At 48.5% G+C, this 16,509-nt stretch carries 19 protein-coding genes; all 19 read right to left on the minus strand.

Translation table 11 applies throughout. The features are described 5' to 3' along the window. Positions 1–21 precede the first annotated feature (21 nt). On the minus strand, positions 22–1,323 hold the full coding sequence (gene murA / locus OC538_RS08410) for a UDP-N-acetylglucosamine 1-carboxyvinyltransferase (protein ID WP_251693544.1): 1,302 nt from the start codon (positions 1,321–1,323) through the stop codon (positions 22–24). Positions 1,324–1,722: 399 nt separating this feature from the next. Continuing rightward, complete coding sequence (locus OC538_RS08415; protein WP_251626224.1) at positions 1,723–1,959, minus strand: DUF1146 family protein; 237 nt, start codon at positions 1,957–1,959, stop codon at positions 1,723–1,725. 108 nt (positions 1,960–2,067) lie between these two features. Next, positions 2,068–2,469, minus strand: a complete 402-nt coding sequence (locus OC538_RS08420) for a F0F1 ATP synthase subunit epsilon (protein WP_251693543.1) — start codon at positions 2,467–2,469, stop codon at positions 2,068–2,070. A gap of 24 nt (positions 2,470–2,493) precedes the next feature. Further along, positions 2,494–3,909 (minus strand): F0F1 ATP synthase subunit beta, encoded by a 1,416-nt coding sequence (atpD, locus tag OC538_RS08425; protein WP_251693542.1) that lies wholly within the window; start codon positions 3,907–3,909, stop codon positions 2,494–2,496. Between the two features lie 38 nt (positions 3,910–3,947). Continuing rightward, a complete protein-coding gene (atpG, locus tag OC538_RS08430; RefSeq protein WP_251693541.1) occupies positions 3,948–4,805 on the minus strand; it encodes an ATP synthase F1 subunit gamma in 858 nt (285 codons plus the stop codon). Positions 4,806–4,848: 43 nt separating this feature from the next. Next, entirely contained in the window at positions 4,849–6,357 is a 1,509-nt protein-coding gene (atpA, locus tag OC538_RS08435) for a F0F1 ATP synthase subunit alpha (protein WP_251693540.1), read from the minus strand. Between the two features lie 23 nt (positions 6,358–6,380). Beyond that, on the minus strand, positions 6,381–6,920 hold the full coding sequence (locus tag OC538_RS08440; RefSeq protein ID WP_262174342.1) for a F0F1 ATP synthase subunit delta: 540 nt from the start codon (positions 6,918–6,920) through the stop codon (positions 6,381–6,383). Next, entirely contained in the window at positions 6,917–7,447 is a 531-nt protein-coding gene (gene atpF, locus OC538_RS08445) for a F0F1 ATP synthase subunit B (RefSeq protein ID WP_251695217.1), read from the minus strand. Before atpF ends, OC538_RS08440 begins: the two co-directional genes overlap by 4 nt. Positions 7,448–7,637: 190 nt before the next feature. Next, complete coding sequence (gene atpE / locus OC538_RS08450; protein WP_060209511.1) at positions 7,638–7,850, minus strand: F0F1 ATP synthase subunit C; 213 nt, start codon at positions 7,848–7,850, stop codon at positions 7,638–7,640. Positions 7,851–7,904: 54 nt separating this feature from the next. After that, a complete protein-coding gene (gene atpB / locus OC538_RS08455; RefSeq protein ID WP_251693538.1) occupies positions 7,905–8,615 on the minus strand; it encodes a F0F1 ATP synthase subunit A in 711 nt (236 codons plus the stop codon). Positions 8,616–8,645: 30 nt separating this feature from the next. Continuing rightward, complete coding sequence (locus tag OC538_RS08460; RefSeq protein WP_262174344.1) at positions 8,646–9,017, minus strand: ATP synthase subunit I; 372 nt, start codon at positions 9,015–9,017, stop codon at positions 8,646–8,648. Positions 9,018–9,565: 548 nt separating this feature from the next. Then, positions 9,566–10,666, minus strand: a complete 1,101-nt coding sequence (wecB, locus tag OC538_RS08465) for a non-hydrolyzing UDP-N-acetylglucosamine 2-epimerase (protein WP_410055870.1) — start codon at positions 10,664–10,666, stop codon at positions 9,566–9,568. Positions 10,667–10,722: 56 nt separating this feature from the next. After that, positions 10,723–11,352 (minus strand): uracil phosphoribosyltransferase, encoded by a 630-nt coding sequence (gene upp / locus OC538_RS08470; RefSeq protein WP_251693535.1) that lies wholly within the window; start codon positions 11,350–11,352, stop codon positions 10,723–10,725. A gap of 413 nt (positions 11,353–11,765) precedes the next feature. Then, the gene (gene glyA, locus OC538_RS08475) at positions 11,766–13,019 is read right to left on the minus strand and encodes a serine hydroxymethyltransferase (RefSeq protein ID WP_262174346.1); all 1,254 of its coding nucleotides are present in this window, start codon (positions 13,017–13,019) and stop codon (positions 11,766–11,768) included. 43 nt (positions 13,020–13,062) lie between these two features. After that, entirely contained in the window at positions 13,063–13,626 is a 564-nt protein-coding gene (locus tag OC538_RS08480) for a TIGR01440 family protein (RefSeq protein ID WP_262174349.1), read from the minus strand. 17 nt (positions 13,627–13,643) lie between these two features. After that, the gene (gene rpiB, locus OC538_RS08485; protein ID WP_251697754.1) at positions 13,644–14,081 is read right to left on the minus strand and encodes a ribose 5-phosphate isomerase B; all 438 of its coding nucleotides are present in this window, start codon (positions 14,079–14,081) and stop codon (positions 13,644–13,646) included. Between the two features lie 101 nt (positions 14,082–14,182). Next, positions 14,183–15,469 (minus strand): methyl-accepting chemotaxis protein, encoded by a 1,287-nt coding sequence (locus tag OC538_RS08490; RefSeq protein ID WP_251693531.1) that lies wholly within the window; start codon positions 15,467–15,469, stop codon positions 14,183–14,185. After that, the gene (locus OC538_RS08495) at positions 15,466–15,912 is read right to left on the minus strand and encodes a low molecular weight protein arginine phosphatase (protein ID WP_262174354.1); all 447 of its coding nucleotides are present in this window, start codon (positions 15,910–15,912) and stop codon (positions 15,466–15,468) included. The genes OC538_RS08490 and OC538_RS08495 overlap by 4 nt, the downstream gene beginning before the upstream one ends. A 60-nt stretch (positions 15,913–15,972) precedes the next feature. Then, positions 15,973–16,473, minus strand: a complete 501-nt coding sequence (locus OC538_RS08500) for a manganese efflux pump MntP family protein (protein ID WP_262174356.1) — start codon at positions 16,471–16,473, stop codon at positions 15,973–15,975. Positions 16,474–16,509 lie beyond the last annotated feature (36 nt).

Raw genomic sequence — 16,509 nt, forward strand, 5'->3', positions numbered from 1 at the left:
TAAGAGTATGAAGAGTGCTGTTTATACGAGTTGCTTCTCTGCTTCTTTCTTCGTTTCTTCCGTTGAAACGCGTTCGATGTCTGCACCGAGCGCTTTCAATTTCTTATGGAAATCTACATAGCCGCGATCCAGATGATCCAGTTCCGTTACGCGTGTAACGCCTTCCGCAACAAGGCCTGCCAAGATGAGGGCAGCTGCTGCACGCAAGTCAGTCGCCGCAACTTCAGCCCCTTGCAGATCGGATGGACCCGAGATGATGACCGAGCGTCCTTCAATTTTGACGCTCGCGTTCATGCGGCGGAATTCTTCGACGTGCATGAAGCGGTTTTCAAATACCGTTTCCGTGAGCACTCCTGTTCCGGATGCCGTCAGCATAAGTGCCATCATTTGTGATTGCATGTCTGTCGGGAATCCAGGGTGCGGCATTGTTTTCAGGTCGACCGCTTTCAACGGATGCTTCGCTTGGATGCGCAAGCCTTCGTCCAATTCCGTAATTTTCACTCCCATTTCACCAAGTTTGGAAATGAGTGCAGCGTTATGTTCAGGAACTGCGTTTTCGATCGTCACATCTCCGCCCGTAATTGCCGCAGCGACCATGAATGTGCCTGTTTCGATGCGGTCTGGAATAATATGATGAATGGTTCCGTGAAGCTTCTCGACACCTTCAATACGGATTGCATCCGTTCCGGCACCGATGACTCTTCCGCCCATTTCATTGATGAAGTTCGCTAAATCGACAATTTCCGGCTCTTTCGCCGCGTTTTCGATAACTGTCGTCCCTTTTGCCAAGGCTGCAGCTGTCATGATATTTTCAGTAGCGCCAACGCTTGGGAAGTCCAAATAGATTTTGGCACCTTTTAGACCATTCTCCGCTTTCGCTTCAACATGTCCATGTCCAAATGTGATTTCCGCGCCCATTGCTTCGAACCCTTTTAGATGCTGATCGATCGGACGTGAGCCGATAGCGCATCCTCCCGGTAGAGCTACACGTGCAAAACCGTTGCGCGCGAGCAATGGTCCCATAACCAAAATTGACGCACGCATTTTACGTACATATTCGAAATGTGCTTCACTAGCGAGTTTTTCCGTTGAGTCAATAATTACTTGCCCTCTGGATGGATCGTAAACGACCTTCGCATCCAGGCTCTTGACTACTTCGTTGATCGTGGAGACATCCGACAGATTCGGTACGTCGCGAATGATATTAGGACCATCCGACGCGAGCAATGCAGCAGCCAAGATAGGCAGCACCGCATTTTTAGCGCCTTCCACACGTACATTTCCGTGAAGAACGCGTCCACCATTAATAATTATTTTGTCCACAAAAAGCCCCTCCGACTCAGTATTTATAATATTTGCCATAATTTTCATTTGATTTTTTGCATCATAAATTAAACATAAAAACACATACTATTCTACAACGCTCTACATTATTAAACAAGTAACTACAGAGCTATTTTCCCGTCTATCTACAAGATAGTCTATAATATGTACCCATTTGTCGTTTTGTGTTCATTGATGGTTAGGCAATTGCCAATTGACACTTATGTAATTCCCATAACTTGTCGGAAATTAAACATTATTATTTTAATTTCATGCCATCGCCCCGTTCACATCTGGATGTAGACGCGGCGATGACATGGATTCCGTGGCATATGAGTAGTTTTGACTGAGACATTAGCCTACTGACTATGTACCCGATTTTCATTCCACCAAACAATGTCAATTAAATAAAGTAGGAATCCTTCCTGACCAATAGGATATGTCCAAAAAGAAATTTGATACGGTTGAACCGATCGCAAAACTCAATAAAATAAAGAGCAATTGCGCTTGAAAAACATGGTGCTTTTTAATGATTTTCTCCGGCATGATCGCTTGCAGTGCATAAAATGACAGGCCGATGAAGAAAATATGCGAGACGATGGCAAGCATCGGGTTGTGTGCAAATACGTCGTTCATAGTCCTGCCTCCCTTTGATGCGGTTTTATGAGCGCGTGAAGCGCGTCCGCAAGCATTAAAACGCGGGCAGAAGAAAGACTCCCTCTGCCCGCCAATCAGTCAAAGCTATTATTTCATATCATAAACGTTGATGCGGGTGATGGCCCGTTTGAGGTCGAGTTCCACCAGTTGTGCTTCAAGTTTATCAGCTTTTGCTTGTAGTGCTTGTTCCGCACGCTTCGCTGCGCGTTTGGCGCGGTCGATGTCGATGTCAGAAGCCAATTCAGCTTGTTGTGCTAAAACGGTGACAACATCCGGACGAACTTCGATGAACCCGCCATGGACGGCGACATTTACAGTCGAGTTGTCTTTTTTCAGGCGAAGGGCACCGATTTGGAGTGGTGCAACCATTGCGATATGGCCGGGGAGGATCCCGATTTCACCAGATTCCGTGGCGGCGATCACCATATCCGCTTCAGTTTCACTAACAGGTCCGTCGGGAGTGACGATATTGACTTTAATTGTCTTCATTTGTTTCCCTCCTGATCCTGTAGATTATACTTCTACGCCCATACCTTTTGCTTTTTCGATGACTTCTTCGATGCGTCCGACGAGACGGAATGCATCTTCCGGAAGGTGGTCATAGCGGCCTTCCAAGATTTCCTTGAAGCCTTGAACTGTTTCAGCTACAGGCACGTAAGAACCTTTTTGACCTGTGAACTGCTCGGCAACGTGGAAGTTTTGCGATAGGAAGAACTGGATGCGGCGTGCGCGTCCTACGACAAGTTTGTCGTCTTCGCTAAGCTCGTCCATACCGAGAATCGCGATGATATCTTGAAGTTCACGGTACCGTTGCAGCGTCGATTGTACTTGACGAGCCACTTCGTAATGCTCCTCGCCAACGATATCAGGGCTTAGTGCGCGTGAAGTGGATGCAAGCGGGTCAACCGCCGGGTAGATACCCATTTCTGATAGTTTACGCTCAAGGTTCGTCGTTGCGTCCAAGTGAGCGAATGTCGTAGCCGGAGCCGGGTCCGTATAGTCATCGGCCGGTACGTAGATCGCTTGGATCGATGTAACAGAACCTACGTTAGTTGAAGTGATACGCTCTTGAAGCTGACCCATCTCAGTTGCAAGTGTCGGTTGGTAACCAACAGCAGATGGCATACGGCCAAGAAGTGCGGATACTTCAGATCCCGCTTGAGTGAAGCGGAAGATGTTGTCGATGAACAGAAGAACGTCCGCGCCTTGTTCGTCACGGAAATATTCTGCCATTGTCAAACCAGTCAAAGCAACACGCATACGTGCGCCAGGCGGCTCGTTCATTTGTCCGAATACCATTGCCGTTTTTGTAATAACGCCGGAATCCGTCATTTCATAGAACAAGTCGTTCCCTTCACGTGTACGCTCGCCAACACCTGCGAATACGGAGATACCGCCGTGTTCTTGTGCGATGTTGTTGATCAATTCCTGGATAAGGACAGTCTTACCTACACCGGCACCACCGAAGAGGCCGATTTTACCACCTTTGATGTATGGTGCAAGCAAGTCGACAACTTTAATACCTGTTTCAAGGATTTCAACATTCGTTGAAAGGTCTTCGAATTGTGGAGCGAGACGGTGGATCGGGTCGCGGCGTTCGGATGCCGGAACTTCCTCTCCAAGGTCGATGATCTCTCCAAGTACGTTGAATACACGTCCAAGTGTCACGTCGCCGACCGGAACCGAAATAGCTGCGCCAGTGTCTGTAACTGCAGCGCCACGTTGAAGGCCATCAGTGGATGACATTGCAATCGTACGCACCGAGTCGTCCCCAAGGTGGAGTGCAACTTCAAGCGTCAACGTTTCAGGTTGTTCGTTCGGACGTTGGATTTGGACCTTCAAAGCATTATAGATTTCCGGAAGTTGGCCGTTTTCGAATTTCACGTCAACAACTGGACCCATAACTTGAAGTATTTGTCCGTTACTCATGCTTTTCCCTCCTGTCTTACTTTCCCGTTCAAATTGCATTATTCAAGAGCGGCAACTCCGCCGACAATTTCTGTGATTTCTTGCGTAATTGCTGCTTGGCGTGCACGGTTGAATTGAAGACTCAATGAATCGATCAACTCGCCTGCATTATCCGTAGCAGTCTTCATCGCTGTCATACTGGAAGCATGTTCGCTCGCTTTTCCATCAAGCACTGCTCCGTAGATGAGGCTTTCCGCGTATTGCGGAAGAAGCGTTTCAAGAATCGCTTCCGCGGAAGGCTCAAACTCATACGAAGTCAATGCTGACGCTGATGAAAGGTCCGTGAGCGGAAGCAATTTCTTTTCCGTCACTTCACTGGAGATGGCGGAGACGAAGTGGCTGTAATACAAATACACTTCATCAAATTCGCCTTCTGTGAACATGCCAACAGCTCGATTCGCGATTGCTTTTATTTCATCGAAAGAAGGGTGGTCCGATACGCCGACAAGGCTTTCAACGACTTCGTATCCGAGGCGCTCGAAAAACTCAAGCCCCTTGCGTCCGATGGCGACGATTTTCACGTCATCCTTCGAAGCATGGCGTTGCTCGATCGCACGTCTTGCTGTACGGAAGATGTTGGCATTGTAGCCTCCTACGAGACCGCGGTCGGAAGACACGACAATATAACCTGTCTTCTTCACTGGACGGTTCACGAGCATTGGATGCCCGGAGTCGCTCGTCGCGCTTGCGATGGCGCCGACCACTTCCTCGATTTTATCCATGTAAGGAACGAACGCTTTTGCATTCATTTCCGCACGGGTCAATTTGGAAGCCGATACTAATTGCATCGCTTTCGTAATCTGACTCGTCTTCTTTGTCGATTTAATACGGTTTTCAATATCGCGTAATGATACCACTGGCAATTCACCACCTTATTGTTTAATTAGATCAGTATCCAAATCACTCGGAAGGTACGAAGTTCTTCTTGAATGCGTTGATTGCATCTTTCATCACTTCATCAGACGGAAGATCTTTTGTCGTACGGATATGATCAAACACTTCAGTGTGATTTGACTCGAGCCAGCTTGTGATTTCAGCTTCGAAACGAAGGATATCTTTTACAGGGATGTCGTCTAGAAGTCCGCGCGTCAACGCATAGAGGACGACAACTTGATATTCAACTTTCAACGGCTTGTTCAAGTCTTGTTTCAAAATTTCAACTGTGCGTGCTCCGCGGTCGAGTTTCGCTTTTGTCGCTGAATCCAGGGATGATCCGAATGCTGCGAATGCTTCAAGCTCACGGTATGCTGCAAGGTCAAGACGGAGTGTACCCGCAACCTTTTTCATTGCTTTGATTTGCGCGGAACCACCTACGCGGGATACGGAAAGACCGGCGTTGATCGCTGGACGTACACCCGAGAAGAATAGATCCGATTGCAAGAAAATCTGTCCATCCGTGATGGAAATAACGTTCGTTGGAATGTAAGCGGAGATGTCCCCGGCTTGTGTTTCAACGAATGGAAGTGCAGTGATTGAACCTGCGCCCAATGTATCGTTCAACTTCGCTGCACGCTCGAGTAGACGGCTGTGCAAGTAGAATACGTCACCAGGGTAAGCTTCACGACCTGGAGGACGGCGAAGTAGCAAGGAAAGTTCACGATAAGCAGCCGCTTGTTTTGAAAGGTCATCGTAGACCACAAGGACGTGCTTGCCTTGGAACATGAATTCTTCAGCCATCGTTACACCAGTGTATGGTGCTAGGAATAGCAATGGAGCCGGTTGTGAAGCGGATGCTGTTACAACAATCGTGTAATCAAGCGCACCGTTTTTACGGAGTGTTTCAACAACCCCACGAACTGTGGATTCCTTTTGTCCGATAGCGACATAGATACAAATCATATCTTGGTCAGCTTGGTTCAGAATTGTATCGATTGCGACAGTCGTTTTACCTGTTTGACGGTCCCCGATGATCAATTCACGCTGTCCGCGGCCGATCGGCACAAGTGCATCGATCGCCTTGATGCCTGTTTGCAATGGCTCATGAACGGATTTACGTGCCATGACGCCTTGCGCAGGACTTTCGATTGGACGGGTTTTCGTTGTTGCGATCGGGCCCAATCCATCTACCGGCAAACCGATTGGATTCACAACGCGTCCAATCAACTCTTCACCGACAGGAACTTCCATAATACGGCCAGTCCGACGTACTTCATCGCCTTCTTTAATATCTGTGTATGGTCCGAGGATAACGATACCTACGTTGTTCGCTTCCAAGTTTTGAGCCATACCCAAGACACCTGTGGAGAACTCAAGAAGCTCTCCGGCCATGACGTTGTCGAGGCCATGAGCAAGAGCGATACCGTCACCGATTTTGATAACCGTACCGACTTCGCTTACTTCCATCTCAGACTGATAGTTTTCAATCTGCTGCTTTATCAGCGTGCTGATTTCTTCAGCTTTGATGCTCATGTATGTCACCCCTCAATTTCAAATTAGGATCCGATCAATTTACGTTGCAGTTTGTCGAGCTTCGCGCTCAAGCTGCTGTCGTAAATCTGATTGCCGATTTGAAGGCGTACGCCCCCGATCAGGCTGGGATCGATGATATTTTCAATGCGTAAAGAATGTTTGCCGATCTTTTTTGCGAAAGTGGCCGAAAGGGCGTTTGTCTCTTGCTCCGTCAACGGGCGCGTCGAGTATACTTTCGCTTCTGCGATTCCCGCTGCATCATCTACAAGTGTGAGAAATTCATCGAACACATTTTGCACTTCATTCAAGCGCTTCGCATCCAGCAATACGTATAATGCATTCAGTACGAGCGGATTTACGCCTTTGAAAATGTTTGCGATTATTTCCTTCTTCTTCGTTGATGATAATTTCGGAGAATCCAACAGCTCACCAAGACCTTTATTGTCACGGAACGCCTTCTTCAATTCTTTCATCTCTTCCTGAATTGAACCGGTTTGTCCATGTTGTTGAGATAGTTCAAATAAGGCGAGCGCATAGCGTTTTGCTACGACCGAATTACTCATCGGCTTTCGCCTGCCTTCACAATCGTTTCTTCAATCAAAGCACGGTTGTCTTCCTCGGAGATTTCTTTGCCAAGTACTTTGGACGCCGCCAAGATTGAAAGCGAAACGAATTCTTCGCGGACAGCTGCAACTGCTTTTTCCTTCTCAGTCGCGATTTCAAGAGTAGCGGATTCTTTCATCCGGTTCACTTCTGCGCGCGCTGCTGTCATCAGTTCTTCACGTTGTGTTTCACCTTGCTTACGAGCATTTTCAACAATCGATTGTGCGTTTTCACGAGCCTCTTTCAAAAGGGCACGTTGCTCTTCCAAAAGTTTGTGTGATTCCAAGCGGCTTTTTTCAGCTGCTTCGATTTCGTTTGCAATCAATTCAGCACGTTGATCCATAATCCCCATAAGTGGGCCCCATGCGAACTTTTTAAGGAGTACCATGAGGACTGTGAAGAATAGTACTGTGACGATGATGTCGCCTAGATTCAAGCCATTCGGGTTATTCAATGATGACAAAAATCCTCCGCCGTTTGCGGACAATAGAATGAAGGTGTTTCCTAACACGATTGTTTCACTCCCTTCAAGAGCTCATGTCAATTTTCGTTATTATATAGAAAGAACGTCATTTTTAATTTCAACTTCAAATTACCATTTCAAACGTCTGTTGATACATAAATGAATGGCGAAGGGCAGTTTGCCGCGTGCTTCGCCATTTACAATTGTTGTTTTATTATTTGTTCATTACGATGAACGCGATAACTGTCGCGATGATCGGAAGGGCCTCAACTAACGCTACCCCGATGAACATTGTTGTTTGAAGCATACCGCGAGCTTCTGGTTGACGAGCGATGCCTTCTACTGTTTTAGAAACGATTAAACCGTTACCGATACCTGCTCCAAGTGCACCTAAACCTACTGCAAGTGCTGCTGCTAAAAGACCCATAGTGTATTTTCCTCCTAATAGTTAAATAAATTTTATAATGGTTATTATATATGCTTAATGATCCGTTTGGACTTTGTGCGCCATGTAGACCATCGTTAACATAACGAAGATGAATGCTTGGATCGCTCCGATGAAGACTGAGAAGCCTAACCAAGCGAGTGACGGGATCAATGCTCCGATAAGACCGAATGCACTGCCAGCCCCAAGTGTCGCAAGAAGTCCGATGAGGATCTCTCCCGCGAAAATGTTACCGTAAAGACGAAGACCGAGTGTCAACGTATTTGCAAATTCTTCGATTATCTTAAGTGGTGCCAAGAATGGCATCGGCTGAAGATACGTTTTGAAGTATCCTTTCGCCCCCAATTGCTTAACGCCATAATAATGGGTTAAGACAACAACCATCGAAGCGAGCGTCATTGTAATGACTGGATCAGCTGTCGGTGATTTCCACCAAAGTTCACCTTTCCATTGGATTGAAAATGGAAGACCGAGCATGTTTGCAACGAAAACGAACATGATCAAGGTGATTCCGAGTACGTGGAATCGTCCACCTGTTTTCCAGTCCATATTGTTCTTAATGATCCCTTTGACGAAATCCATGATCCATTCCATGAAGTTCTGCATGCCTGTCGGTTTGATCTGCAAATTGCGCGTCGAAAGAACGGCAATAAGGAAAACGACTAGACATGTGACAAAGAGCATGAGGATGTTTGACGGGTTAAAGTGTAATCCGTAGATGTTCCAATCCGGATTTCCATGGTTCACGTTTCGTTCACCTCCCTTATGCGTGTCAGTTTAGAAATGCTTTACGTGGACTACGATTCTGTCTACAAGCAATAGAACGTGTGGAATCATCAGTCCGACCACTGTACCGATCAGATCGAATTTCTCTGGCATCGACAACGCAACGGCTGCCGCAGCCACTCCGGATCCGAATCGCAATGCGGTTCCGATTGACTTTGTTTCTTTCCCCTTCGAAATGTTCTGATCAAATCTTTCCATTCTACGGACAAGAATCCAGAAATTATACAGTCCGAACAAGGAACCCAAGATTAATCCACCGAAAAATGGTCTGAAGTCACTAAAAGCCCATCCGATGACAAACAGTGCGAGCAAAAAAAAGAGAGCAATTTTCTGCCTATTAAAGATCTGTCGCAATGTATGCATGATGGGTGATTCTCCTGATTCGTATTTTCCGGGTCTGGCGATTTCGAGATGAGGCGAGTGTACAACGGGAGTGCCAAACGGTTTGATCCGTTTCCCTTAGTTAGTAGGGCTTGTACTGATAGAGACTCCGAAAAAGGTCGGAACCTGTAGTAATTTGTGAATTGCCGTAAGCAACTGACCACCAGGAAGCGTTGCCATCAAGCACGCTCATGGAGCCCCTCGTAGAACGGCGCCAATGAACGATGATAGAATCGCCTTGAAGCTTGCCATCGAGGCGTTTATCATATGTATGGTTCCCTATCATTCTTACCCTTTGTTAGCATACAATAGGGGCATTTTGATGTCAATTGATTCCCGTGAAATTCTTCACAAAGTCTTCACGTTGTCAAATAATAGACATATTTGCACAGTCGATTCTCTCATAATGAAGAAATGAGGGATTTCCCTCAGTTTGACCCGATGAAAAAATCCCTCATTAGCTTGATTTCACGTGCTTTAGCAATAAATGTGCAAGCATTGTTCAACATGCACAAACGTGTTGACGCATATCAGTTCGTTAAGGAAAGATATTCCTTTAACGCGCTGACAATCCGTTCTGAAGCATGGCCATCTCCATATGGGTTGGAAGCTTTGGCCATGGCGGTGTATTCCGCTTCGTCGGATAGAAGCGTGTCTGTCAGGTTGAAGATTGTATCTTCGTCGGTTCCGGCAAGTTTCAATGTACCTGCTTCAATGCCTTCCGGACGCTCGGTCGTGTCGCGAAGGACGATGACCGGTTTGCCGAGCGAAGGCGCTTCTTCCTGGATGCCGCCTGAATCAGTCAGGATGATGTGCGAGCGCGCGGCGAAGTTGTGGAAATCGACGACTTCAAGCGGTTCAATCAGATGGACCCGCTTGTTTGAGCCAAGGATTTCGTCCGCCACTTCACGCACGGCCGGATTCATATGGACCGGGTAGATGACTTGTGTGTCCGGATGCTTTTCCAGGATCCGAACGATCGCCCGGAACATATTGCGCATCGGTTCGCCCAGGTTTTCGCGACGGTGCGCGGTAAGAAGGATGAGTCGGTCTTCCCCCATTTGGTCAAGGATTGGATGGTGGTAATCATCCCGCACCGTCGTCTGAAGTGCGTCGATCGCCGTGTTCCCCGTAATGTAGATCCGGTCTTCCTGTTTTCCTTCATTTACTAGATTCTGCGCAGACTTTTCGGTCGGCGAGAAATGAAGGTCGGCAAGAACGCCTGTCAGCTGCCGGTTCATCTCCTCCGGGTACGGGGAGAATTTATCCCATGTACGGAGTCCCGCCTCGACGTGGCCTACTGCGATCTTATTGTAAAACGCGGCAAGACCGCCGATGAAAGTCGTCGATGTATCGCCATGGACGAGCACAATGTCGGGCTGCGCCTCTTTCATAATTTGGTCGAGCCCTTCGAGTCCGCGTGTGGCGACGTCGATAAGCGTCTGCCGGTCTTTCATGATGTTCAAATCATAAGTTGGTGTGATGTTGAATGCATGCAAAACTTGGTCGAGCATTTGACGATGTTGCGCAGTCACCGTGACGATCGATTCGATCTCCTCCGGATGCTTTTGCAGCTCAAGTACGAGCGGAGCCATTTTAATCGCTTCCGGCCGCGTACCGAAAATCGTCATCACTTTCCATTTCTTTTTCAATCCATTCACGCCTTCCAAATTATTGTGTTCTGTTATTATTTAGTTCCAAATAGGCGGTCGCCTGCATCACCGAGTCCTGGCACGATATATCCTTTTTCATTCAACTTTTCGTCCAATGCGGCAATGTATACGTCGATGTCAGGATGTGCTTCCGTGAACACTTTCACGCCTTCAGGAGCTGCAATCAAGCACATGAAGCGGATGTTTTTCGCACCGCGTTTTTTCAATGAATTTACTGCCTCCACCGCCGTGCCGCCTGTTGCAAGCATCGGGTCGATGAGGATGAATTCACGCTCCGATACGTCGGATGGAAGTTTTACAAAATACTCAACAGGTTGCAGTGTTTCCGGATCGCGGAACAAGCCGATATGTCCGACTTTTGCTGCCGGAATCAATTTCAAGATGCCATCGACCATGCCGATGCCTGCACGCAGAATAGGGACGATTCCCAGTTTCTTGCCTGCCAATACATTTGATTTTGCTGTCCGGACCGGTGTTTCCACTTCCACTTCCGTCAGTGGAAGGTCTCTTGTGATTTCATACGCCATCAATGTCGCCACTTCGTCGACGAGCTCGCGGAACTCCTTCGTTCCTGTGTTCACGTCACGGATATGTGTCAATTTATGCTGGATAAGCGGATGATCGAATACATGTACTTTTGCCATTTTGCTAATCGCTCCTTTTCGGAATGTCCTGTACATTATAACAGAAACGTGTCGCTTTACACATTGGGAATGCGGATAATGTCGGTTATGCGTTGAATTTACGATTTATGCGTAATTGCGGCGGTTCGTGCGTGGGAATTCTGATTTATGCGTGATTGGCGGCGGTTATGCGTGGGAATTTCGATTTATGCGTGATTGGCGATATTTATGAGCGTGAAAATGGATTTATGAGCGCGGGTAGGCTTGACGGTGTTGAATTCCGCCTTGCGCGCATAGTGGTTTTGACAAATCAAGACCTAGATATGGGTTGAAAGTCCCAAAATGAGCATAACTCCTCCGAACTCGCGCATAACTTTTTCCTCGCCATAAAAAATCCCCGCTCTCGCGCAGAGAGGGGGAATTCATTTACTCAATTATGCATACAGCGGGAAACGGTCTGTCAACGCTTTGACGCGCTCGGCCGCTTCTTTTTTCACCGCTTCGTCTTCGTGATTTTTCAAAAGGTGAGCGATGATGGAGCCGATTTCCTTCATCTCTTCCTCTTTAAAGCCGCGAGTTGTGACGGCTGGCGTTCCGATACGGATGCCGGATGTGACGAATGGGCTTTCCGTGTCGAATGGAATTGTGTTTTTGTTGACAGTGATGCCGACTTCGTCAAGAACGTGTTCAGCAATCTTGCCTGTGATGGCGAGTGATTTCAAGTTGACGAGCAACAAGTGGTTGTCCGTTCCGCCTGATACGATGTCGACGCCTTCTGCCTTTAAGGATTCCGCAAGGGCTGCAGCATTTTTCTTCACTTGCTGGATATGCGATTTAAACTCAGGCTTTTGGGCTTCGCCGAATGCAACCGCTTTTGCAGCGATGACGTGCATCAATGGACCGCCTTGGATGCCAGGGAAGATCGTTTTGTCGATTTTACGGCCGAATTCTTCAGCAAATTCCTCGTTCACGAGGATCAATCCGCCACGTGGGCCGCGCAACGTTTTATGTGTCGTCGATGTGACGAAGTGTGCATATGGCACTGGGTTCGGATGCTCGCCGACAGCGACGAGGCCGGCGATATGCGCCATGTCGACCATCAAATACGCACCGACTTCATCCGCGATTTCGCGGAATTTCGCGAAGTCGATTTCGCGTGGATATGCACTTGCGCCTGCAACGATTAGTTTCGGCTTATGCTCAAGCGCCTTTTGACGGACGTCTTCGTAATCGATGCGCTCGTCCTCTTTGCTGACTCCGTATTCGACGAAATTGTAAAGTTTACCCGAGAAGTTCACAGGGCTTCCGTGCGTCAAGTGTCCGCCGTGGGAAAGGTTCATGCCGAGGACAGTGTCGCCCGGCTCAAGAATTGTGAAATAGACAGCCATGTTCGCTTGCGCACCGGAGTGGGCTTGGACGTTTGCATAGCCTGCGCCGAAAATTTCTTTCACACGGTCGCGCGCGATGTTTTCAACGACGTCGACGTGCTCGCAGCCGCCGTAGTAGCGTTTGCCTGGATAGCCTTCAGCGTATTTGTTCGTCAAATAAGAGCCTTGCGCTTCCATGACTGCTTCCGTCACAAAGTTTTCGGATGCGATCAATTCGATATTGGCGTTCTGGCGGTTCTTTTCCGCCATGATCGCTTCGTAGACAGCTGTATCTTCACGTTTCACATTGCTTAAATCCATGATTCCATTTCCCCTTTTCTGAGTTAATTTATCTGCAGATGCGTCATTCTTCCACAGGAAGTTTGTAGATCGCCCGCTCGCCGCCGATCAATTTCGGACGGGTGGTCGCCACGGTGACGACTGCCTCCCCGATCTTGTCGATGGACGTCCTGAGTGGGACGGCGACCGGCTTCAAGTGCATGCCGATCAGCGTCTGGCCGATGTCGATCCCTGCATTCGCACGGATGGACTCGACGACGACCGCGTCTTCTAAATGTTCGAATGCATATGTGGACATCGATCCGCCCGCATGTACCGCCGGAATGACGAATACGGAGTCGAGATTCGCTTTGTCCGCGGCTTTACGTTCAATCGTCAAGGCGCGGTTAATATGCTCGCAGCCTTGGAATGCCAACGATAGGTCATGCTTTTTCGCGAATGCTTGCAGCGGTCCGAATAAGGCTTCGGCAACTTCGAGCGCACCGCCTGTCCCGATTCGTTTGCCCGCGATTTCGGATGTCGAGCAGCCGACGACGAAGAATGTGCCGGGTGTAAAAGTTGTCTGCTCTTCCATTTCCGATAGAAGCTGGTCAAGCTGAAGCTTCCATAAATTCAATACATCATCCATTGGCTTGCTCACCTCACTTAATTTTCAAGCTCTGACAATTTGGCGACGCGGCGCTCGTGACGGCCACCTTCGAATGATGTGTCCAGCCAAGCTGTCGCCACTTCTCTTGCTAGACCCGGTCCGATGACGCGTTCGCCCATAGCAAGAATATTCGAGTCGTTATGCCCTCTCGTCGCCTTCGCGCTGAAGACGTCGTGGACGAGTGCACAACGGATACCTTTCACTTTGTTCGCAGCGATCGACATGCCGATCCCTGTTCCGCAAATGAGGATGCCCCGGTCGAACTTCCCGCTTGCGACGCCGTCCGCTACTGGTTTGGCGAAATCCGGATAATCGACCGATTCATCGGAGTCCGGACCGAAGTCTTCATAATCCAATCCGAGTTCCGATAATAAGTCCATGATTTCATGGCGCAAGCGGTTGCCGCCATGATCCGAAGAGATTGCGATTTTCATTGCGTCCCCTCTTTTCTTAATTTACTCACAAATCATTTTACCATTGTTCCATAAAAAAACACAGCCCCGGTATGACTATTTCGGGCTGTGAAATGAATAGCTTATTCTCCTGAACGATCGAATTGGCTGATGACTTTATAGAGATCTTCGGATTGTTTCTTCAATTGATTTGCCATAATATCCGTCTGCTCAATCGATTTAACTTGCTCTTCCGTGGCTGCGCGGACTTCTTCTGCGCCAGCCGACGTCTGTTCCGCAATCGCCGCGACTTCCTGTGATTGCATGGCGGTCGTTTCGATATTGGATAACTGGTGTTCGACGAGTTCCGAAATTTTGACGACGGAATCGGCCATGCCGTTCACTTTTGCCGCCATCGCTTCGACGTTGCCGCTCGTGGCATCGGCGCGGTTCGCTTCGTTTGCTGCCGTGCTCACTTGCTTTTCCATTTCCTTCACGACTTTTGAGACGTCGGATTGGATCGTTTTCACGAGTTCATCGATGCTATGAACCGCTTTCGCACTTTCATCGGCAAGAACACGTACTTCCTCTGCGACGACCGCAAAGCCTTTTCCATGCTCCCCGGCACGCGCCGCTTCGATGGATGCGTTCAACGCAAGCAGATTCGTCTGGCCTGCAATGCTGCCGACGAGCTGGACGATTTCGCCGATCTTCTGTGCATTTTGGTCAAGTTCACGGATCGTGCCGAGCGACTGCTCGCTTTGATCGGACATGTCCCGGATCCCTTTGACGAGCGTCCGGAACACTTCTGTTGTACGTCCGAGTTCCGCTAGCATCTCTTTTGACTGTTCGGATGAATCTTCCGCACGGCTGCTCACTTCAGCGGCAAGCATCCGTACATCCTCAATCGCCTCCGCGGTTTCCTGGATTGCGACTGCGGAAGCTTCCGCACCCGAGGAAATTTCCATGATCGTTGAAGCGACCGCGTCCGCCTGTAATGCTGCACTGCTTGTCTCACCCGATAATTTATCGACGGTCTGTGCGGTCTTTTCGAAATTCGTCTCGATTTCCGTGACAATCGTCCGTAAATTGACGACAAGTTGCTGGAACGCTTCCGCAACAGAGCGGATTTCGTCGGATGACTTCGGCAACTCGATATCTGTACCGATCTTGCCGTCCGCCACTTCAATCGCCGCTTTCTCCAAGTTCTGCAGCGGCTTCGTCAATATCGTGCTGAACAGGGCCGCCAAAATGCCCGACCAAATTATCCCCATTGCATATGTACTGATTTCAAATACAAACGGCTGGACATTTGGAAAGAACTCCGGCCGGATATAATTGATGAACAAGGCGCTCGTTGAATACGTGATAACTGCAAGCACCGTTACAAATAAAACCATCTTTTTGCGCAAACCGAACTTCTTCTTCATTCCCCATCCTCCGTCAACTTCAACTTCAATCGCTCAATCAACCCGTCCAATTCATCGAATGTCGTACGGTAAGTGGCAAGGCTGCCGCCATACGGATCATGCACATCTCCGAATTCTTCGGGCGTTGCGTACTCTTTCAACGTAAACGTCTTTTCAGCGGCTTCCGGGAATAAATGCAGCAGCTGCTCCTTATGCGACATCGTCATCGTCAGCACGAGGTCCGCCCATTCCAAATCTTCCGCGTTGACCGCGTTGGACACGTGCGTGTAGGGCATGTCCGCCTCTTCAATAAGCGTCTTCGCATTCAAAGCAATCGGCAACCCATCAACCGCACTGACCCCAGCCGACCGGACCGTTACACCTTCTATCTCTTTTGAACGGAGAATCGCCTCCGCCATCGGACTCCTGCATGTATTTCCTGTGCAAATAAAATAAATATTCATTCATGATCACCTACCTATTAGAATACCTGATTTCCATGAAGAAAGAAATAGACAATTTCGTCAGAAACATGACAATATCCCCATGGTCAACAAAGCCAAGCCGGCAATGATGCGAAGCAGCCTGCCGTTTTTAATGCTTAAGAATCTCCCGAAATAAAGTGCCACGCAGGAAAAAATGAACGATAGGACTCCGGATGCCAAGATGAACAGTATTTTATTCAAATGGAGCATACCGAAAGAAACGCTGATCGAGAAAGTGTCCAAGCTGACGGCGAGCGCAATGATGGCCGGGTGGAGCCGCCGTTTCAGCATGCTGTTATCATCGTCGTGCAGAAGCATGTGGATGCCGATCAACGCAAGCAGGACGCCGGATAGCATATGACTCCACACCGAAAACAGTTCGGCGGACCAATCTCCCATGACAAAGCCCGCGAACGGCAGCAATATATTCAGGAATGTTATCCACAGCGCGAGGACGAGCCTTCCTTTCCGCAACTGTAATAACGATAACACGACGATGACATCGATTGTCGTAACGCTTGCAGCGAATATTTCCAACAATGAATTGACCTCCCAACTTCCGCATCCATCCATCTT

It is taken from the genome of Saccharococcus sp. Marseille-Q5394 (genome assembly GCF_946901335.1).
Taxonomy (GTDB): Bacteria; Bacillota; Bacilli; order Bacillales_A; family Planococcaceae; genus Sporosarcina; species Sporosarcina luteola_C.